General features: G+C 39.5%; 21 protein-coding genes and 3 pseudogenes. 20 read left to right on the top strand and 4 right to left on the bottom strand.

Annotated elements, in window-relative coordinates:
- Window positions 1–64 precede the first annotated feature (64 nt).
- Complete coding sequence (locus AZ66_RS11345) at window positions 65–1,360, bottom strand: citrate transporter (protein ID WP_082061544.1); 1,296 nt, start codon at window positions 1,358–1,360, stop codon at window positions 65–67.
- Window positions 1,361–1,398: 38 nt separating this feature from the next.
- The gene (locus AZ66_RS11340) at window positions 1,399–2,748 is read right to left on the bottom strand and encodes an FAD-dependent oxidoreductase (RefSeq protein WP_044354960.1); all 1,350 of its coding nucleotides are present in this window, start codon (window positions 2,746–2,748) and stop codon (window positions 1,399–1,401) included.
- Window positions 2,749–3,115: 367 nt separating this feature from the next.
- Between AZ66_RS11340 and AZ66_RS11335 the strand changes: the two genes are divergently transcribed.
- The 3 genes and pseudogenes from AZ66_RS11335 (at window position 3,116) to AZ66_RS11325 (ending at window position 4,579) form a co-directional block, all read left to right on the top strand.
- On the top strand, window positions 3,116–3,622 hold the full coding sequence (locus AZ66_RS11335; RefSeq protein WP_231586835.1) for an NUDIX hydrolase: 507 nt from the start codon (window positions 3,116–3,118) through the stop codon (window positions 3,620–3,622).
- 229 nt (window positions 3,623–3,851) lie between these two features.
- A pseudogene (locus AZ66_RS32575) lies at window positions 3,852–4,099 on the top strand (hypothetical protein).
- Between the two features lie 51 nt (window positions 4,100–4,150).
- Complete coding sequence (locus AZ66_RS11325) at window positions 4,151–4,579, top strand: hypothetical protein (RefSeq protein ID WP_044354958.1); 429 nt, start codon at window positions 4,151–4,153, stop codon at window positions 4,577–4,579.
- A 284-nt stretch (window positions 4,580–4,863) separates the two neighbouring features.
- On the opposite strand, the pseudogene AZ66_RS11320 reads toward AZ66_RS11325, so the two are convergent.
- Window positions 4,864–5,965, bottom strand: a pseudogene (locus AZ66_RS11320) (alpha/beta hydrolase family protein); the annotation flags it as partial.
- Between the two features lie 280 nt (window positions 5,966–6,245).
- Here AZ66_RS11320 and AZ66_RS11315 point away from each other — a divergent pair.
- From AZ66_RS11315 to AZ66_RS11305, 3 genes are all read left to right on the top strand, one after another.
- A complete protein-coding gene (locus AZ66_RS11315) occupies window positions 6,246–6,911 on the top strand; it encodes an HAD family hydrolase (protein ID WP_044354957.1) in 666 nt (221 codons plus the stop codon).
- Window positions 6,912–6,988: 77 nt separating this feature from the next.
- The gene (locus AZ66_RS11310) at window positions 6,989–7,423 is read left to right on the top strand and encodes a hypothetical protein (protein ID WP_044354956.1); all 435 of its coding nucleotides are present in this window, start codon (window positions 6,989–6,991) and stop codon (window positions 7,421–7,423) included.
- 562 nt (window positions 7,424–7,985) lie between these two features.
- Window positions 7,986–8,189 (top strand): zinc ribbon domain-containing protein, encoded by a 204-nt coding sequence (locus tag AZ66_RS11305; protein ID WP_021260544.1) that lies wholly within the window; start codon window positions 7,986–7,988, stop codon window positions 8,187–8,189.
- A gap of 424 nt (window positions 8,190–8,613) precedes the next feature.
- Here the strand turns inward: AZ66_RS11305 and AZ66_RS11300 are convergent, their stop codons facing one another.
- Window positions 8,614–10,614 carry a CAP domain-containing protein gene (locus AZ66_RS11300; RefSeq protein ID WP_197081698.1) on the bottom strand — a complete coding sequence of 667 codons (2,001 nt, stop codon included), beginning with the start codon at window positions 10,612–10,614 and terminating at the stop codon, window positions 8,614–8,616.
- Between the two features lie 327 nt (window positions 10,615–10,941).
- On the opposite strand from AZ66_RS11300, the gene AZ66_RS33315 reads away from it, so the two are divergent.
- The 14 genes and pseudogenes from AZ66_RS33315 to AZ66_RS11250 all read left to right on the top strand — a co-directional run bounded on the left by AZ66_RS33315 (window position 10,942) and on the right by AZ66_RS11250 (window position 20,421).
- Window positions 10,942–11,064: a hypothetical protein gene (locus tag AZ66_RS33315; RefSeq protein WP_269433073.1), complete on the top strand. Its 123-nt coding sequence runs from the start codon at window positions 10,942–10,944 to the stop codon at window positions 11,062–11,064.
- Window positions 11,065–11,159: 95 nt separating this feature from the next.
- Complete coding sequence (locus AZ66_RS11295; protein WP_044354953.1) at window positions 11,160–11,690, top strand: hypothetical protein; 531 nt, start codon at window positions 11,160–11,162, stop codon at window positions 11,688–11,690.
- Window positions 11,683–12,084 (top strand): hypothetical protein, encoded by a 402-nt coding sequence (locus AZ66_RS11290; RefSeq protein ID WP_231586834.1) that lies wholly within the window; start codon window positions 11,683–11,685, stop codon window positions 12,082–12,084. The genes AZ66_RS11295 and AZ66_RS11290 overlap by 8 nt, the downstream gene beginning before the upstream one ends.
- Before the next feature lie 149 nt (window positions 12,085–12,233).
- Window positions 12,234–12,767, top strand: coding sequence for a hypothetical protein (locus AZ66_RS11285; RefSeq protein WP_044354952.1), 534 nt, complete (start codon window positions 12,234–12,236; stop codon window positions 12,765–12,767).
- A 62-nt stretch (window positions 12,768–12,829) separates the two neighbouring features.
- Window positions 12,830–12,943, top strand: a pseudogene (locus tag AZ66_RS31870) (IS3 family transposase); the annotation flags it as partial.
- Between the two features lie 175 nt (window positions 12,944–13,118).
- Complete coding sequence (locus tag AZ66_RS11280) at window positions 13,119–13,973, top strand: MBL fold metallo-hydrolase (RefSeq protein ID WP_044354950.1); 855 nt, start codon at window positions 13,119–13,121, stop codon at window positions 13,971–13,973.
- Window positions 13,974–14,074: 101 nt separating this feature from the next.
- Window positions 14,075–14,233 carry a hypothetical protein gene (locus AZ66_RS32570; RefSeq protein ID WP_231586833.1) on the top strand — a complete coding sequence of 53 codons (159 nt, stop codon included), beginning with the start codon at window positions 14,075–14,077 and terminating at the stop codon, window positions 14,231–14,233.
- 143 nt (window positions 14,234–14,376) lie between these two features.
- Window positions 14,377–15,441, top strand: a complete 1,065-nt coding sequence (locus AZ66_RS11275; protein WP_044354965.1) for a DUF3810 domain-containing protein — start codon at window positions 14,377–14,379, stop codon at window positions 15,439–15,441.
- 635 nt (window positions 15,442–16,076) lie between these two features.
- The gene (locus AZ66_RS11270) at window positions 16,077–16,520 is read left to right on the top strand and encodes a GNAT family N-acetyltransferase (protein ID WP_197081697.1); all 444 of its coding nucleotides are present in this window, start codon (window positions 16,077–16,079) and stop codon (window positions 16,518–16,520) included.
- Window positions 16,521–17,108: 588 nt separating this feature from the next.
- Complete coding sequence (locus AZ66_RS11265; protein WP_044354947.1) at window positions 17,109–17,315, top strand: zinc ribbon domain-containing protein; 207 nt, start codon at window positions 17,109–17,111, stop codon at window positions 17,313–17,315.
- 229 nt (window positions 17,316–17,544) lie between these two features.
- The gene (locus AZ66_RS32565; RefSeq protein WP_231586831.1) at window positions 17,545–17,919 is read left to right on the top strand and encodes an MBL fold metallo-hydrolase; all 375 of its coding nucleotides are present in this window, start codon (window positions 17,545–17,547) and stop codon (window positions 17,917–17,919) included.
- The gene (locus AZ66_RS32560; protein ID WP_231586830.1) at window positions 17,900–18,400 is read left to right on the top strand and encodes a hypothetical protein; all 501 of its coding nucleotides are present in this window, start codon (window positions 17,900–17,902) and stop codon (window positions 18,398–18,400) included. The genes AZ66_RS32565 and AZ66_RS32560 overlap by 20 nt, the downstream gene beginning before the upstream one ends.
- 440 nt (window positions 18,401–18,840) lie before the next feature.
- On the top strand, window positions 18,841–19,572 hold the full coding sequence (locus tag AZ66_RS11255) for a DUF695 domain-containing protein (protein WP_044354945.1): 732 nt from the start codon (window positions 18,841–18,843) through the stop codon (window positions 19,570–19,572).
- A gap of 327 nt (window positions 19,573–19,899) precedes the next feature.
- The gene (locus AZ66_RS11250; RefSeq protein WP_044354943.1) at window positions 19,900–20,421 is read left to right on the top strand and encodes a GNAT family N-acetyltransferase; all 522 of its coding nucleotides are present in this window, start codon (window positions 19,900–19,902) and stop codon (window positions 20,419–20,421) included.
- Window positions 20,422–20,705: the final 284 nt, after the last annotated feature.

Raw genomic sequence — 20,705 nt, 5'->3', positions numbered from 1 at the left:
AAGCTTCGGTGCTGAAAAGCGGCCTTTTTGAACTCGATTTTAATTAGGTTGTTATTACGAAGCTTTAAAACACCATAAACGATCCAATGATAACGGCGATCAAGACGGATACCATTGTCCATGGCAGTGTTTTCTTCAGAATTTCGTTAATATCGCTCTTCGTAAAGTCAGCCACCCATACGTTATGCGAGTTCGTAGGGTCGGAGACGGATTGCACGTTGCTGACAGCGCGCAGGGCAAGCATTGCAGCTACCGGAGTCATACCCGCAGATACGAACAGGGCGGCGATACCACTGCCAAGGCCCCATACGTTCAGCGGTCCGCGGTAGATGGCCAGCGGCGACAGAATCGTGAAGAACAGGATAAACATTAGTGGGGTATTCGGCAGCACGGACTCGATCAGCGGCGAGATGACCGCCGATACCTGCGGCGACATTACAGAGCTAAGTAGGATGCCGATACCGATCATGAGTCCCAGCGCGCCAGCGACGTCTTGAATTCCTTCTACCAGCGCACTGGAGAGGATATGGATCGGACGCTTCGGCCAGGTGAGCAGGATCGTGACGATCGCCCCGGCAATAACGGCTGGAACGATATCGATTTTGAAGATAAAGACGAGCAGTACCGGTACGAGCGGGCTAATTAGGGAAATTGCAGGCACCTTTTTGTCACCGCCGCCAGGTGTTGCCGCTGGCATTGTCCAAGCTTTGCGGCCTTTGCCATCTTTCCGGATATAGAACACGATCATGGCTAGGGCAATGAAGATCAGTGGGGAAGCCACAACCAACGTGTAGTTGGCGATTTGGTCTACGGAAAGACCGAGCACATCAACATATACAGCCCAGTTGGAAACGTTGAACAGGGATCCAACGCCAACGGCCAGTAGAACAACGATGGAAGCGACGAATTGTGAAATGCCTGCCGTTAGCATAATCGGAATGACGATCGTGCCGACGAGGATGACCATGCCTAGTCCTCCTGCTGCAGAAAAAATAATGGATGAGGTAATGAAAAATAGAATAGCTATAAGTACAGGTTTATCTCCGGCCAACTCGGCCGCCTTGCGAATAATGGATTTGGTGATGCCGACTTTGTTCAGAATTTGGCCGAACCAGGCACCGAAGATGAGTCCAGCAATGGCGCCAGATAGCTTCATCGAGCCTCCGGCCAGAATCGTCTTGGCGATTGTTGCAGTCTCTGGATCACTTGATAATAGCGGTACGCCTGCGATAATGGCGAACAGAATCGCCATGCACGGAAGCGCCAGAATGGTTGGCAGCTTGCGCGTCATCATCAGCCCAACAAACACCAGAAATACGAGCAGAATACCGATTGCTTGGAACCACATTGTAGTTGTCATCTGAATTTCCCCTCTCCAAATGGGTGAAAGAAGTTGAGCTAAATTTCCAGATATGCTCCTTGCTCTTTGAGAATCGTCTGCACTTTCTTGATGTCGATGTCTTGTACGTTCTTGCCCTCAAGCGCCGCGAGTGCAGCGGCAATCCCGCCACCATGACCGATGGCTCCGGTCGTCGGAGTGGTTCTCATCGCTGCTTGCGCTTCAAAAGTTGCCGAGATGCAGCGGCCGATGACGATCAGGTTATGTACGGAGGAGGTAATCATGCAGGAATAAGGAATGCTATATACGCCGCCCCATTCCAGTTTCTGATGCTTGGTGCCCTCGCCGTCCGGGCTATGGATGTCGATCGGATAACCAGAATGGGCGATCGTATCGTCGAACAGGCGCTGCTGCAAAATATCCTCAGCAGCCAGCGTGTAGATGCCTTTGATTTGGCGCGAGCCGCGAACACCGATGCTTGGTCCGGTGGACTCCACAACTGCATGCTCAAATCCCGGTATGTATTTGCGGACAAACAGCTCCAGCTCACGACACTGCTTGCGGCCTTCCATTTCTGCCTGGCTGAGACTGTGCGCATCGGTTGCGTCATAGCCGATAATCCGCGTTGTATTGAGGATGACCTCACCCGGGTTATTGGTCTCAAAGAACAAAATATTTTCACGAGGAATGGAGATTTCGCCCCGCTCCTTGGCTAGTCTGAACAGGCTGTCGAAGCCGCCAACCGACAGACGTGGGGACTTCTCAATAATGGAGGTATCCCCGTTATACAGCGGAAAGTCTTCCGGATGACTGTGAATATATTCCTTGACCCTTGGGATATCGACGTTGTACATTTTCATTTTCAGGGTCATCGGCTGCGTTGCTCCGTCGGATTCGCGCCCTTTGGTGTATACGACTCCGGCAAGGGCCGAGAGGTCGCCATCACCCGTTGCGTCGATGAAGACGGAGGCATAGATGTCGCTGAGCCCAGATTTATTGCAGACTTGTATGCCCGTGATGCGGCCATTATCCGTATAAACGCCTGCCAGCATCGTATGGTACAAAATATCACCGCCCGCTTCCATGACCATTAGCTCCAGCTCATGCTTCATCGCTTCGGCGTCAAACGGGGTAACGGAATAGGTGAATCCGACCGTGTCGAAAATATGACCCGGGGATTTGCCCAACCGCTTCAGCCGCTCGATCAGTTCCCCGGTGAAGCCCTGAATGACCTGCTTCTCGCCGGCATGGAAAGTCATCATCGGGCCGACGCCGTTAGCGGTCAGTGTGCCACCAAGAAAGCCATGAGACTCGACAATAAGTGTCTTCGCCCCGGTCTTGGATGCGGCGATGGCTGCCATAGCTCCGGCGATGCCGCCACCCATTACAACTACATCATACTGATTCATGTACGCTTCGCTCCTTTACTCGTAAGATGAATTCCTCTGATGCCTTTAGGCTAACAAATAAAAATATTTTGTAAACGCTTTTAGAAAATAATTTTCTAAATATCCGAAAATAATGAAAATTGTTTACTGAATTGTTATAGTTGATGTAAAAAGGAGGATTGTGTGGAATTAAGGTAAAAAAGTAGACTTCCGAATGTTCGGAAGTCTTGATAGGGTATCGAACAATGAGATTGATAGATCTAATTCATGGTTACAAAAAACGTAAATTTGTTGTAAAATTGAACCAATTCAATAAGACTTCAGTTATCTTACTAAGTAAGGAAAGAGAGAAGAAATTCTCTCTTTCTTTTTTTGGAAATACAAATTGTTGGAAGGGATTGATTATATGTTCTTTGTTAATTCCAGAGCGATAATTGAAAGAGATTTCAATAATGAAAGACAAATTGTAATTCAGACAAGAAATAAACCCAACGAACCATTAAAGATTGAATTACCCGGAGGACAAATTGAACCATATGAATCATTAACACAAGCATTGAGAAGAGAAGTAAGGGAAGAGACTGGGCTGGAAGTAACAGAAATTGAAGGAGAAGACACAAGAATTGATACGACCGGAATAGATCCAGAATTTGAAGTTGAATGTATGAAGCCCTTTGGAGCATATCAAACAATAAGAGGGCCAATTGATTCAGTAGGGTATTATTTTAGATGTAAAGCTGAAGGAGAGATAGTAAATAGCGGGGATGAAACGACAGATATTAAATGGATTACCATAAAGGAGCTATCAGAATTAATTAGTAGCAACCCATTACAATTTTCAAACGTTGATCGAGCCGGGATCATATATTATTTAAAGCAACTTGAAAGATCTTGAATGGGTATCAAATAAGGCAGATGACATCAGATATCATCGTTTCGCCCTTTGGTTTCAGATGTATAAGCATGGAAGCGCATGAGACAACATAAGACCTAGTCAAAGATAAGAGCTATCTAAGGGCTGGGTCTTGTCGTGGGATTCAAGAACGTTAGGTGAAATCAGTGCAATTTCATATCCATTCATTGCTTTAATTCAAAAATATTTCAACGGATTGGAAGTGAGCTCTATTAGTAACATTGATAAGCGAGATAAACTTAGTGAAGAAGTGTTTACTTATAGACAAACGAAAGATAATAAAACAATTATTTACTGGATGGGCAAACAAGTAACCATTCTAGCCGGGAAGGAGAGTGAAAGGTTTTTTACAAAAAAATGTCAAATAAAGATCATAAAGAAGTTCAATTAATAATGGCAAAAGCAACTGGGAATTTTAAGCGAGGAAATGAAAAGGATAATAAGAAAAAGAAAACTTGATAGTAACATTGTTCGTGGGTCGGCTGAAAAAATCAAAAGAGGTGAAACAAAATGAGTCAAAAGTGCGCAGCCTTTTTTCTCCCATTAATATTGATTACAATCATAATTTCAGGATGTTCTTCAAATCATAAATCAAATCAAACGATTGATCTTGAATACTTCAAGAAGACAGCAAAAATTGGAATGACCGAGGTTGAGATGCAGGAGGCATTCGGACAAGAACCTATAAGTGATCATGTAGATAATAGTGATGTTTGGCTCTTCGATAGAACAAAACCAGAATATAAATATAAGCCTGATTTGAATAAGGTTGAACATGATGCTATCAAAAAAGGAGATATAGAATATCAACTATTTATTATTTTGAAGGAAAAACAAGCTATCATGTATTCATATTTTTATAGAGGAGAAAATAATGAAGTATGGCAATATGTATTAAACCCTGATGAAACCATATTAAATAATCAAGTAAGTAATTAACACATAACAACGTATCTATGCCCTTGGCGAGCAAGATGAGGTAGGCAATAAATTCTCAGGTTCGTAGGTACAAGAATACTCCAGCTTCTTCATCTCAAGCTTCTGGAGGTCAGACTCGGTTAACTCTTCTTCTGCTTTTAACTCCTGTGATGGCTAGTTTCTCAATCGCATTGTATTCGTTCTTCTTAGATAAAGGAAACTCCCCTTCAAGTAGCGAATTATTTATTAAACCTGTTTACTTGAAGGGGAGCATGCTGATCAATATCTGTAGCCTGTTCCGTAATTTATAATAGCGAGCTTACGAACTTCACCTCCGGAAAGCGGCTATCCGGTCCTTTCATTAAGATTCCGCCTTGATGTTTCAGATACATATCGAAGAAATCCAGCATATAGGCATTGATAATGGAGCTCGCTCTTTCGGGCGCAATCTTTCCTGTAATGCCCAGCATTTTGAAAATCGGAGAAATGAACTGTACGTCGACAAAATTCAAATGCTCCGTATTGTCGATATAGAGGAATTGCCCCCCTGAAGCAACCGTTTCGCGCATCCGTTCAAGCTCCAACTTTTTATCTTCCGTTAATCCATCCACTCTCTTGTGTTGCCCATACGGTTAAGCTCTGCATCCGTGTAGACATGGTTATCCTTCACCATTTCTAATCTTTCGAATTCGCTTTCCGAGTTGATGAACAAAAACGGCTTTCGCAGACTCTCTCTGTCACGCAGTCGATAAGCCCTCCATCCAAGTCTACTCCAACCGCGATTCGCGGATCGTAAGAAGCGTCATAGGCTGTCGCTCCGCCGATGGAATGACCGAACACCCCGACATGACCGAGATCAATGCTCCCTTTAAGATGACTTGGAATCTGCCCCGATTGGATGAGCTCGAATTGATCCAGCGCAAACGCCACATTGTCGGTTAAAACTTTTCCCAACTTGTCGCGATTACCTCTTTCCGTCCGGTAATCATGGTCGGGCGAGAATAAGTCGTTGGTTGTGCTGGTCGTGATTCGACCGTCCGGAAACTCGGTTGCAAATGTATTGTAGGTGTGGTCGATCACTGCCACGATATAGCCGTGACTCGCGAGATTTTCGGCTTGCGCCGTGTGGAGGAACCTGGATGAGCCGAAGCCGGGATTTGCAAGGATCAGCGGGTATGAAGTCTGTGCCGAAGAGACTTCGGCCCCCGAATAAGCATGACTGGATACGTACTTCAGGTGTTGTAAAGTAAACCCGGGAAGGCCATAGTTCGCGGCCATATAACGTAAAATCTGGGTATCGGGAATAAAAGGAGCGTACTTGCCGGTGCCGGCTTGAGCCGGATACCATACCTGAACCATCAATTCTCTCTTTCCATCTCTGGCTTCGTCGAAAATCTCTTCCCTATTAATTCGATCTTGCGGTATTGGAGGACTCGTACAACGGTTTATTTTCAGCTTGAAAGAGTGCCGCTTAAGGTTATAATAGCTTACAGCGGAACCTAATCCAGCCTATTCAAACCATAGAAACACAGTTATTTCATTTTACTTCACCAATGCAATCTGCGGGGTTTCATGGAGAACGAGCTGGGAGTAAGCTGCACGTTGCCTTCCACGCTGCCAGTAGTTTTGAGATAGCAATATGGGAAATATATTTTGTTCTAAGGGACAAGAAAAGGAGTAGAAATCAATGATTCAATCATTCTTCTTTGATATGGATGGCACACTTTTTCAAACCGATAAGATTTTAGAAAGTTCACTCGAAGATACCTTTAATCATCTGAAGTCACGAAATAAATGGGATAAAGAAACTCCCATAGATAAGTATCGTGAAATTATGGGCGCACCATTGCCCAAAGTATGGGAAACTTTATTACCCAATCATTCCATAGAAGTAAGAGAACAAACTGATAACTATTTTTTAGAGAGATTAATTGAGAATATTAGAAGTGGAAAAGGGGATTTATATCCTCATGTAAAGGAAGTTTTCAGCTTTTTAACAGAGAATAATTGCTCAATTTTCATAGCGAGTAATGGCTTAATAGCGTATTTAGATGCGATAGTAAAGTTTTATGATTTGGATAACTGGGTTACTGAAACATTTAGTATCCAGCAGATAGAATCATTGAATAAATCTGATTTGGTGAAGACCATTATAGATAAGTATGGTATTACTCATGGTGCAGTAGTAGGGGATCGAATATCGGATATAAATGCAGCTAAGGATAATGGTTTGGTTGCAATCGGATGTAATTTTGATTTTGCGCAAGAAGATGAACTTGCTCAAGCTGATGTAGTTATAGAAGACTTAAATGAACTAAAATCTATTGTATCTCAGTTCAAGAGTAAGGCTTAAGGCTGGGTCGCGTCGTGAACACGGAAACGTTATATGAAATCCTCACAGGAAACTTTAAGTTAAGGAGAGATTTACACATGTCGTTAGTACATGATAATGAAATCATATCGTATGAAGTTAATTTAAAGAAAAACAGAATTGTATTACATACTGAATATGAAAATTCAAACATTATTGAAAATACAAAGATCTTTTTTTATGACGTTCTTGCTCATTTTTTTGAAACCCAATTACCCGGCAGTATTATTTTTGATATAGATAACTATGATATTCACCATTTTATTGAAGGTAATAAAGAAATATTAGAAGAACAAAAGAATTATGGATGGCCTATGGACTATAGTACGATCAACGAACTAGAAGAAAAATTAAAGAGAGAGCAATATGAGTATTTTGTGATTTCATCGTCGTATGGATTAAATGGATGGGTTTTAGCGAAGAAATATGAAATAAAGGTAATTGAAATGCTGAAGGAAAATGATTCTTTGTGTGACAAGTACGAAGAAGATTAATAGTCAATCCGAAGAAGAGAATTTAGGTAGACAAACCTGAGACCCTAAGTTTTACATTTAAGGGTCTCGGCGTCGTGAACACACCAAGGTTATCGGAAACTTCCAAGTTCATGAGCGAATAAGATAAGAGGTTTATGCATTCAATTATTAAAGGAACCTTATGGGAAGGGAATGACTATTCTGTTTAACATCAAGAAGTTTCTTTATGCTATTGCAGTATTCATTGTTTTGCTAATCATTGTTCAAGTATTTGTAAGTGCGATAATATCATCAATTTTTTCAGGTGTATATTTGCGAAGCCTCATAACGCTTCTGATATCAATAGGGCTTGCTTTTTATGTGACTAGAAGAATTATACATAGAAAAAGAAACACTCAAAAGAAATTATATAAATAACCTATAACTTCTGCACCACACGGGCCATTTGCTTCTCTACAAGGTGATCTACGTCAGATTCAATTTATTCCATACCGATCGTGGTAGTGAGTTTATGTTTTTTTCGCAACCTTATAGGCATTGGAAACGTACCAAGAAACATAACATGTTGGGGAGTGACAGATGTATGAGTGAAAAAGGATGCATCAAATGCGGAAGCCGAGACGCAAGGACGAAAGAAGTAGCTATGACCGGCACAGGGCTATCCAAAATGTTTGATATTCAGCACAATCAATTTATAGTCGTGTACTGTGCAAATTGCGGGTATTCCGAATTTTACAATAAAAAATCTTCGGCTGGCTCGAATGTTCTTGATTTCTTTTTCGGTTGATAAGGTAAGGCAACAATAATTTAATATCCCATCTTGTTGAGCAGGCTACCGCAGCCTGCTCATTTTAGTAAGCGTCCTTCTTCTATGGGGGATGGGGGGATATGTAGTGGCGAGAGCTCGCGATAGTAGAATTCTGGATGCAGATAAGAAGCAAGCACGCATTTGAGAAGCTGCAACATGAGTTAAACATTATGGAAAACGGTCGAGATCCTGATATGCCTGATGATGGTTGATAAACTACGCTCAGATAGCGATATAAAGAAACTTATCGGATCTGAAACATATCATTGGTAAATATCCTGACTCGTGCTGCGGATGACAAAAAATGAACCCCCTGCACCTTTTCTAAAGTACAAGGAGTTCGTTTTTATTACATTCGAGATATGTTCACCCTAAAAAGGTTCATACGAAACCACTATTAGCATTATGGCTTGGGGGTATATTCGTTGACATTCATCGCATTGGCTTCGACAGAGATCCAATACGTAGCTCCAGCTGTCTTCAAGTATAGGTTTAAAGAATCTTCTGTGTACGGGCCAGATGTGACTTTGAAGTTGCCTTCACGATCAACGGATACCGTTACATCTTCAATTTGATTTGGCTTCTTCCCGCCCGTCTGTACCATCATCGTCGTCTGTTGGCCAGCAAGAATGGTGAATTTGCCTTCAACCGTTAAGGTACGATCAGGATGATAGGTGGCAATGAGCGTATAATCTTTGATCACTTCAGGTTTCTTGTAGACTTCTCGTTCAGGTAAGGGAGGCAGGAATTCAACAGGTGTCCGACTGGCTGGTCTTGCGCGCAATGACTTCAGATTAGGCTTCAGTTCTGTAAGCAATTGAACAGCCTCGCCGCGAGTCATTGTACGGTCTGGCTCAAAGCCATTGAGCGTTGAATCCGTAGTCCCTTTCATATAATTCATACCAAGCACATACCAGATGGCATTGTATTTGACGTAATGGACGCCGTCAGCCGCAGCTATAATTTCTGCAACCTTCCCTCTCGTAATCGGCTTATCTCTAGCTGGAATGCTAGTCAATCCAAGCAGCGGGATGTTTCGCATTTCAGCAATCCGGTAGGCAGCATCGGCGGCATGCATCTTTTTAGCTGGTGCGTAAGCCTCAATATGGATTTGATACTGCTGCAGGAACATCGTCCAGAATTCAGCTTCTGTTACCGTGCTTGCGGGCTTGCTTGCATTCAGTGGCGGATAAGTCTTCGTCTTTAAGCGTGGCAGAACCTTGACCTGAATTCGTTCAGAGGACAGATTCCCCACATGAGCGGTAACGTAATAATTGCCCGCCTTTATTCCCTTGAAGGTAGCAGGGGACACGAGCTTTAGCCCTGTTTCATTACTGCTGACATAACGTATTTGGTTTGTCAGGGGTTCCGTGACATTATCGTCATATCGTCCTGTAATCCGAATGGAGGCCTCTTCGCCTTCATTAATCAGAATCTCTTTCGCAGCTCCTGATATGCTCACTAACTGATGGCCCTTGCCGGTCTTGAAGGACCAGGATAGATGCTGCGTCTCGGATGAGCTATCGGTACGGTATGCCAGATTGACGCGATATGTATGATAACCCTGCAATATGGACTTCGGATAAAGGAACAGGGTACGCCCGCTCGAGACTTCCTCATAAAAAGGAACGTTATTTCCCTTCTCGTCCGTGATGCTTGCTTCATGCCAATCCAGCTTGCCAGGGACTGACGCAGAAATAATATAGCCTGAATGCCCGATATTGAACTGATCCAATGGATTCGGCACTTCATTCCCGTAGAATCCTACTGGCACATTGGTCATCCCTTGATAAGGATAGACAAAGATACGGTTGCTTTGCATGGAGGACTGGTATGAACCGCCTAGATTCACAACAGCTGTTCCATCAACAAGCGCGATACCGATCTCGTTATAGGCAGAACCTAAAATAATGTCACGATGATAGGCGGTATCCAGCCAGCTTTGCATGGCCATCGTGCTGCTCTTCTGTCCAAAATGCATGTCTTCACCCGTTCGGTATGAAGTTCCATAATTCCAGCCGGCGGCTTTCATTCGTTCAAAAGGTCCAGTCCCCGTAAACCCTTCCAGTCCCATTTTTTCTTGATGGGCACTTAAGGTAACTTTCTTTCCGCGTTCGTGCAAATTATAATATTTTGCATGATTGATGGCTGCTTGCGTTATTTCTTTATTAAGCTTTAACGGTGGCAGGCCAACGCTTAGGCGAACCTCATTCAGCATCTCAAGGGCATCTAATTGATCCTGCGTGTAAGCCGTTGAGTCAGCGCTTGCGGCTGCCTTATTAAGCGGCATAAAAATAAAGTAAAAGACTAGCGTAAGGAATAGTGCAAGAAGCCCAAGGCGCGCAAAGTTCATGCGGAATCGCCTATGGCTTAATTCGCTATTCCAATTTGTGATTGTAAACATGATGCATAATCGTCCCCTTGTAGAAATGTGTAGATCCATATAATAGTTCGACAGAACGATACCAATTCCTTTTATATAAGTCGAAATACCCGTATAAATAAAAAACACCTTGGAAAGAGCTCCAAGACTCTTCATATGCTGCCTTCTCTTTTAACAACAACTCTTCGCTGAGGGGCTTTCGCCCCTTGGTTGTCAGATGTATAATAATGGATGAAGATTAGACAACAGACGAGCCAGCCTATGATAAGAGCTATCTAAGGCTGGCTCGTGTCGTAAATTACGGGAACGAGATATGAAATGACCGAAGGATGGGAATGAGGTGATTCGGTGGAGGAAGATCGAAAGTATCTACTTGCGGCTTTTGAGGAAGCTGAAAAATCTTTGAAAGAAGGAAATATCCAATTTCACGCATCGATTCTTACGGCCTTTGGTTGTCAGAAGAATCAGTAAGGAAGGAGTTTAGACAACATACGCCTCTATCAAAAAAAGTGGTATCTAAGGCAAGGGCATGTCGTGAATGGCAAGAATGCTAGGTGAAAGGAGTAGTGAATATTATTAAGATATTTGATGAACAAACAAAGAAAAATATCCTAATGTCATTGGGGTTACATTTATTTTTCTCATTTGGATTTTGGGTTTCGTTCCTTTACTTACATGATCAATTTTTATCAAATACTTTATGGGTTGATATGATTGGATGGGTAAGTTATTTGGTAGTGGGATTATTCATTAAAGTATCAGAGCGAAATATACAAAACATTATCTCTGTCTCATTTATATCAATCATAGGTATCTTATTTTGGATTTTACTATTTTCGATATATGTGCAAGAAATCAATAATGCTCAAAGTAGCAGTTGGTTTGGCCCAGTAATTATTTGGTTTTTTTATCTACCCTATGTACATGGTTCTTATTTTATCTTGAATCAGCAAGATGTATTTCAGAATGATTATTTACTAGCTTATCTATTATTGCTAAATAATATTTGTATCTCTGTAATCTTATTTGTAATCATAAAAGTAAAACAGCGATTAAGAAAGTTAAAAATGAGGGAACCTCGAAGTCCCATTGTCTAAGATTTGGCCTACTTTTATCGAAATAGATGGTTGCGTCATAATTCAAAAAGATAGTGAGCCAGAAAGAAAATTAAATTTGGATTTCATACTTAGTCAATTCGGAGATCGAACAGGTTTTGAAGCTGCAGAGAGTCATGTTCATATGAGGGATGTATCTACATTTTTTGAAGATAATCCAATAGAGGGTTTAAGATTCGCTAAGAAAGTTGTCAGTATGTGGGCGGCGAAGCTGAAATTAGACTTTCCCAATTATCGTTTTCTAATCATCCTGACTTTTCACGAAGATGATAGCATAATCCGGTTTCATAAGTTAAGGAATAATGAACCGACATGGGTTAACCTTGAAGAACTAGAGAATTATAAAGATGAAGGAATACTGGTTGAAATAGTGTAATCGAAGAAGGAAGATACATCGTATAACACCGTATTCATGCTTTGGAGATCATGCTCTTTGGTCTGCAGAGGAATTCCGGAAAAACAGGCTTAGACAGACAATCCTGCACTAGCTAAGTCTAACGACCTGCGTTTAATGGGGTGAGAGCCATGGGGAACTATTCAATAATGGATCATAAAGGTAATCAAGATAAATTATCTATTGAGATGGAGATAGAGACCAGAAAAACATACAAAAATATCTCGAGAGTCAAAGGACGAATGGTTCCAGTTATCGATTGGAGAATTTCCCTATTCATCAACAGCGATAAGTTGGATGAAGAAGAAGTGTTTGTAGAAGAAGAGTTTTTCAAGTCCTTACTGACTCCAGGTAGATATCCTATGTTTACATGTACTTGTGGAATATTTGGATGCGGAGGTTATTATGTTGAAGTTATCCATGAGGACAAATTTGTGATTTGGTTGACAGAGCAAACTCCTTTTGAGGATCGTTCAGTTAAAAGTTCAAATACGTTTATTTTTTCGTGGGATCATATTATAAATTTTTCAGAAGAGTTAGTACAAAAATTTCAGTATCTCAAAAGCTTAATGAATACGAATGACATAGACTTTAGTTTTGATGTTGATAGATATACTGGGATTATAAAAGAAATTGTAGAACGGAAAGTGAATAACAACTGTTAAGGGATTCAAGAAGTTTCAAGCTTCATGAACGTGGATATATCGTGTTCAGGAGACGAATTATTAAGTTTAAGAACAAGTTGATCGACGAAACGTTGATTACGTTCCAAATCGGTTGTTCTTTAAGCATGAAAGGTTGTCCTTACCACAACGCCGTTGCTGAAGCCACATTTAAAATCACTCATTCTGTAGCTTAAGTACAGTTTAGTTATAATTGTTTACTACCCTTCTATATCATTTGTGGGATGTTATAATTATAAAATATAACTAAATAGACGGGGAGTAGGTAACTAATGAAAAATTGTGATGAAGAGACTCGCGAGAAACGAAAGTTCTTAAAAGAGGGGATATTGTATGCTAAATAAATTAAGTGATTCCATTTATTATTTATCTAACCAAAATGAAATCGAAAGACCGACATTAGGGTTGGTTTGTGGAGACAAATATAGTCTAGTCATCGATGCAGGAAATTCTGTTCAACATGCTAGGGATTTTTTAAATGAAATCGAGAAATTAAACATACCTCCGGTTAAGTATTTGGTAATCACACATGCACATTGGGATCACTTTTTGGGGATGAATGAGTATAATGCTACGATTATTGTGAATAGCCTTACCAATCAATTATTGAATACGTGGCGAAGCTATTCTTTTGACGATCACTCTCTTCAAGAATATGTAGATGCTAAAAAGATGACTTCGCAGTGTGTGGAGATTATCAAGAATGAAGTGCCAAATCGGGATGTGTTCAAATTAAAATCTTCGGATATTGTTTTTGAGGGGTCTCTCGTTCTTGACTTAGGAAATAAGATTTGTGTTATTGAGAGAATCAGTAGCACTCATACTGATGATTCAACCATTGTTTATGTTCCCGATGAAAAAGCAATTTTCCTTGGAGATAGTTTTTATGGGACAACCAAAAATTCTTTATTTCACTATAAAAAGTCTCATTTAGAGCGAATGATAGAAGATATTCAGAAATTCGACGCGAGTCATTTCATAGCTGGTCATGAATCGATTTGCGATATCGAAGAAATGGATTTGTTCTGGAAAGAGCTAAGATCGGCCAGTAAAGCCGCAAATTCAACTTCATTAGAGGAATCATTAGAGACTTTTGAGAATGAAAATAAAAGGAAGCCAATTGGAGATGAACTATTCTTCATTAAAGCGTTTGTAAACGATCAGATATTAAATTTACAAGAGCATTAATTTAACACGTTTCGAAGAAGCCGCTAGTATCCTATAATAAAGTATTTTCGGTACAAGAACTTCACTGGTACAATATAGCAGCAAATGATTATATTTTTCGTTTGGCAATGCAATTTTATCAAATGCAACTTGAGTCTTCGGTTGAAGAAGCCATGAAAAAACTAGACATTAGTTTAGAGGAGCAACCTAAAGAGGAATGGATAGCTTTAGTCATTGATGCTACAGGAGTGAAAAATGGAAAGATGTTAGGTGCAGATTGAATTTACAAATGGAAACGAGTTCAGAGTTAACAGGTACAGTGGCTGCTGAAATCGCCCGACAAGCTGTTTCAAGTAATAGACCTAATAGTACCGGATAGGAGGAGTACATTATTAAAAAGCTTTTACTTAAGAGATTGCCGTGGATCTCACTTGGAGTTATAGCTTATATACTGACAAAATACGCACAGAACCATCAGGATTGGGCGGAAAAATACAGTAGGTCTGTATATCCGTTATTGTCAAAAACCTTAGGATTTGTACCTTCTTGGGTCGAATTTTCTGTTAGTGAATGGCTCGTAGTGTTGGTTGTGTTGCTTTTGCTATTTTATATCGTTTATTATGTGCGCAAGGTCATCATGAGTAAACGTGCACGTAGGATGGTAGTTTATCGTGGTACTCTAGGAATAGTTGCGATCTGTAGCGTGATATATTTTTGTTATACTATTTTGGGTGGAATAAACTATCACAGATATTCTTTTTTGTCTCATACCGAATATAAAGAGGAGAACTACAGCAAGGAGGAACTGGTCAAATTGAGTAAGTCGCTTGCCGTTGAAATGGAATTGGCAAGGGAAAAGTTAGCGGATACTGATCTTTTGGCTCATGTACCAGATGTTTTTGATTATTATGCACAACACGCAGTGTTCTCGATGCAAATGTTATCAAAGAAATATCCTGTTTTGGAGCATTCATATTCAAGACCAAAACCAGTTGTGATGTCAAAACTAATGTCGCATGCAGGGATACATGGTATTTTTGTCCCTTTTACTTATGAATCCAATATCAATGTTAATGTGCCAGTTTTCTTGGCGCCTGCTACTATGGCGCATGAATTGGCACATCAGAGTGGTTTCATGCATGAGGATGAGGCAAATTTTATAGCTTATCTGGCATGTAAGCAGCAGGATGATCCAATGATGCTTTATAGTGGTTTTTTTCTAGCATTTGATTATTCTATATCTGAGCTAAAGAAGGTTGATCCAGATAAGGCGTCTGATATAATGTCCAGTCTGTCCAAGGCGGTGCAGCATGATATAGAACAAAATGAGCAGTACCGGGATAAGTATGAGGGTATTATTTCAAGTATTTCAAGAAATGTAAATGACGTATATCTGAAGGCGAATAATCAGACAGACGGTTTGAATAGCTATAGTGATATGGTGAATTTATTGCTGGCAGAGCAGCGGGGAATAGAGAAGTATAATTAGGAGTGAGTGAAATAAACAAAATAAAAGTAATTCCTATTCCATATGCTGGAGCGTAAGTAAATGTATTTTATGAATGGAAAAAACTACTGCCGGATAGATATGAATTGTTTATGAGTGAATTGGCTGGAAGAGGAACTCGATTCAGAGAGCCTTGCTACCAGTCTGTTGGTGAAGCAAGTGAAGATATCGCCAAAAGAATAAGTGAACAATTAGAATATGACGATGAATATGTTATATTTGGACACAGTATGGGAGCCTGAAAATATGACTAATGAACTTTTTTGCAAAAGGTAGAACAATATGGGGGAATACCAGAGGAGTTTTATATAAAGGCTCTGTTAAAGATAAAGTTTGGGTACATAAGGAATCTCGCTCTTATGGGTAACGGGTTCGGTTGATGATGAGAAAAGTGCAATTAACAACACAATTAACAGGTTAATCAGCATAAATTTCAATAATTAAAAAGATATTTAAAACAAGTAAATACGCTCAGAGTATGAGCTTCAAAATCAGTTGGAGCATTAAGTTCTAGGATTTCCAGGTTGTATTAAGATTTATTTGCTAATTCCACTTTTCAAAAGTTGAATTATTTACATTAAACATCCTTAACTATGTTTGGAAGGTGATATTTTTTGGTGGAGTTAAGAGCAATTAATCAGGACAATTATGAAGAATGTTTAAACTTGCATACAGCTGATACCAATGCGGTCTTTGTAGACTCTGTAGCGTGGTCTTTAGCCGAAGCGTGGGTGTTTTATGATGACTCACGCCCCTTTGCAATTTATGCCGATAATGTGATGGTGGGCTATGTTTTAATGTATATTGGCGAAAATAACCCCCAAATCATAAATTTTATGATAGATAGCCGTTTTCAAAAAAGAGGCTATGGATCTGCAGCGGCTAGGCTTTGTGTTGAATATTTGTGGAAAGAATACAATGCAAGTAGGATTTCCTTACCAGTTAATTTAGAAAATATAACCGCACAAAAATTTTGGAGCAACATAGGCTTTGAAATAACAGACGATATGGAGGAGGGTTATCTTTATATGCGGTTGTACATACCAGAAAAATATGTCTGAGTATATAAAACGGAACCTATTTCCATAAAAGGGTACGATTGTTTGATAAGCGTTCTTGTTTCAATAACGGGGTACTTTAGTGCAATAAGGATTTATAGCGTATACAAAACAAATGTAAATAACGTTCCCAAACGCAAGTTGGGGGACATTTTAAAAAAGGCACGAACGTTGATTTAACAGCGTTTCGTGCCTTTTCTTGTGAACATTTTTTATACATTATTTTATACAGATGGCTCAAATGGTTGAAACAACTGTATTTGCGCTTGAGGGGTGTGTTCTCTATCTTGCATAAAATCGTGTATATTCCTTATTGTTGTAAATCTCTCTTACTATACTTAAATCACAATAAATCAGGTTTCAAAAATTATATTTTTAAAAACAACAATTAAATTTAACAGAGCCTAGTTAATAATAATGGTGTTATTTATTGCAGTCTAGCTCATTTAATAAAAAATAATCGATCGAGGAAGATACAGCACACAACTAACGACCCAGCCTAATTGAAAATTAGATTCATTCTGTTTTTCGCAACCTTATATGCATTGGAAACGTACGAAGAAACATAACATGTTGGGGAGTGACAGATGTATGAGTGAAAAAGGATGCATCAAATGCGGAAGCAAAGACGCAAGGACGAAAGAAGTAGCAATGACCGGCACAGGGCTATCCAAAATGTTCGATATTCAGCACAATCAATTTATAGTCGTGTACTGCGCCAATTGCGGGTATTCCGAATTTTACAATAAAAAATCTTCGGCTGGCTCGAATGTTCTTGATTTCTTTTTCGGTTCATAAGATAAAGCAACAATAATTTTATAACACTTTTTGTTGAGCAGGCTACCGCAGCCTGCTCATTTTATTAAGCTTAAGTACAGTTTAGTTATAATTGTTTATTACCTTCTATATCATTTGTGAGATGCTATAATTGTAAAATATAACTAAATGGGTGGGGAGTTGGTACCAATGAAAAATTGTGATGAAGAGACTCGTGAGAAACGAAAGTTCTTAAAAGAGGGGATATTGTATGTTAAATAAATTGAGTGATTCCATTTATTATTTATCTAACCAAAACGAGAAAGAAAGACCGACATTAGGGTTGGTTTGTGGAGACAAATATAGTCTAGTCATCGATGCAGGAAATTCTGTTCAACATGCTAGAGATTTTTTGAATGAAATCGAAAAGGTAAACGTACCTCCGGTTAAGTTCCTGGTGATCACACATGCACACTGGGATCATTTTTTGGGGATGAATGAGTATAATGCAACGATCATTGTGAATAGCCTTACCGATCAATTATTGAATAAGTGGCGAAGCTATTCTTTTGACGATCGCTCTCTTCAAGAATATGTAGATGCTAAAAAAGATGGATTCACTGTGTGTGGAGATTATCAAGAGTGAAGTGCCTAATAGGGATGTGTTCAAATTAAATTCTTCAGATATTGTTTTTGATGGGACTCTTGTTCTTGACTTAGGAAATAAGAATTGTGTTATTGAGAGAATCAGAAGCACTCATACTGATGATTCAACCATTGTTTATGTTCCCGATGAAAAAGCAATTTTCCTTGGAGATAGTTTTTATGGTACAACCAAAAATTCTTTATTTCACTATAAAAAGTCTCATTTAGAGCCAATGATAGAAGATATTCAGAAATTCGATGCGAGTCATTTTATTGCTGGTCATGAATCGATTTGCGATATTGAAGAAATGGATTTGTTCTGGAAACAGCTAAGATCGGCCAGTAAAGCCGTAAATTCAACTTCATTAGATGCATCCTTAGAGACTTTTGAAAAAGAAAATGGTAGGCAGCCTATTGGAGATGAACTATTCTTCATTAAAGCGTTTGTAAACGATCAGATATTACATTCAGAAGAGCGTTAATTTGAAGTATTTTATGATGCCGCAGAGATCCTATAACAAAGTATTCACGCCTGGGCTTTCGCCCCTTGATTGCCAGATGTATAATAATGGATGAAGGTTAGACGACTAACGACCCAGCCTAAGATAAGAGCTATCTAAGGTTGGGTTTTTTCGTTAATTCTAGAAAGTCAATTATGGGAGTGTTATACGGCTGAACTGGATTTATCCAGAGGAGATGGTAAGTGCACGATTAGAATTGTATTTATAAATTGTCGAGAACATATAAGAGATCTTTTGAATCATAAACAATTTTTTCTAACATAAGTTTTTCACGCAGCAGGCATACGACCTCGGTTGGAAGAAGTAATAACATGGAAGAAAGCTCACCAACACAGAATCTCACATGATGAAAGCATGAGTAGGTAGGAGTTAGGCAAATTTCTTGAGGAGGTATAGTGTATATGTCTAATCATTGGGATATTTATTTTTGTGAGATTGAAGGTAAGTTTGCATCAATTGTATTGGATATGGATATCTGGAAGGAAATTGAGAAATCGGAATATCCACATCCGATGGTTTTACGAATACGAATTAAGAACCCAGGAACTAGCGGTACCCCTATTAATGAAGAGGCTGAATTAATCAACGACCTAGAAGACAAAATTAATGATGGAATTATTGGTTTTGGATTTCATGTTGGAAGGGCAACTTCTGATGGGATACGCGATGTATTCTATTATTTTTCTAAACCGTACGAACTAGAAAAAGCAGCAGAAAAGGTTTTCTCTGAACATGGATATGAGATAGAGGTTCTTCATATCGAAGAAGAAAATCCTTGGGATCTTTATTTTGATTACCTTTACCCCGACAAATATCAAATTCAACATATGGGGAATAGAAAAGTTGTCGAACAATTACAGGAGTCAGGGGATACATTGGAGAATGAGAGAACGGTAGAACATTGGATCTATTTTCAATCTATCGAAGATAAAGAAAATTTCGACGCTAAGGTTAAACTTGAGGGATTCGATGTCGAATCAGTTCCCTCTAATGAAGAAAAAATTTATTCTAAAATCTCCCGTTCTGATTACGTCGACTACCATTCGATAAATGAAGTTACGGATATTCTTGTTGATATAGCAGGAGAATGTAATGGTGAATACGATGGATGGGGAACTGAGGTAATTAAGTAGATTTTACAATAAAAAATCTTCGGCTGGCTCGAATGTTTTGGATTTCTTTTTCGGTTGATAAGGTTAGGCAACAATAATTTAATAACACATCTTGTTGAGCAGGCTGCCGCAGCCTGCTCATTTTATTAAGCTTAAGTACAGTTTAGTTATAATTAGTTTATTACCTTCTATATCATTTGTGAGATGCTATAATTGTAAAATATAGCTAATTAGGTGGGGGGAGGTACTAATGAAAAATTGTGATGAAGAAACTCGCAAGCAAAAATGATAATTGGAATGTTTTAGATTATGTGTGGAAGTGGCTTGTCTTAGGAGAGGAGATAAAAAATGATTGAATTACGAAAGATAACCGGGGATAACATAGATGAAGTAATAGCACTTGAAGTTGAAGAAAACCAGAAAGACTTTATACAAACTACTAACCTCAGAAGCTTTGCAGACGCTCATATGTTGAACGCAGACGGGATACCAGCGACTCCCATTGCCATTTATGCCAATGGAGTTGCGGTCGGATTTTTGATGTATATTTATGATACGACGGATCATGAATCATTTCAAAATGAAGTTTATTACGGGAAGAAGACCTATTTCATATGGCATTTTATGATTGATAAGAGTTATCAGGGGGAAGGATATGGCAAGCTTGCCTTTGAAAAAATGTTGGCGGATATTGAAAATATCCCATATGGGGAAGCTCAATATGTAGACCTCTTTTATCATAAAAGTAATGTCATAGCTAAAGAATTATACGCTTCATTTGGTTTTGTAGAAACAGGCATCATTCAGGATAATTCGGTGCATGCGATTAAAAAACTAGATGGGAAAATAACAGAATCCTTAGTAGAATAGGATCTCTAGGAAAGAAACGTTAGCTATTTCACAAAGAACTAACCCGTTTTGATCAATCATTTTTCAAAACGAGTTCTTATCACTTAACTTAAAATATGGATTTTGGGGATGAATGAGTTTCATGCAACGATCATTGTGAATAGCCTTCCAATCAATTATTGAATACATGAGGGGCTTTCGATGTATAATAATGGATGAAGGTTAGACAACAGACGGGCCAGCCTAAGATAAGAGCTATCTAAGGCTGGCTCGTGTCGTGAAATACGGGAACGAGATATGAAATT

The sequence above is a fragment of the Paenibacillus sp. E194 genome, from assembly GCF_000935845.1.
Lineage (GTDB): Bacteria > Bacillota > Bacilli > Paenibacillales > Paenibacillaceae > Paenibacillus_B > Paenibacillus_B alvei_B.
Note: the sequence above shows the minus strand (reverse complement) of the source record. Positions and strands in the feature narration are given on the sequence as shown.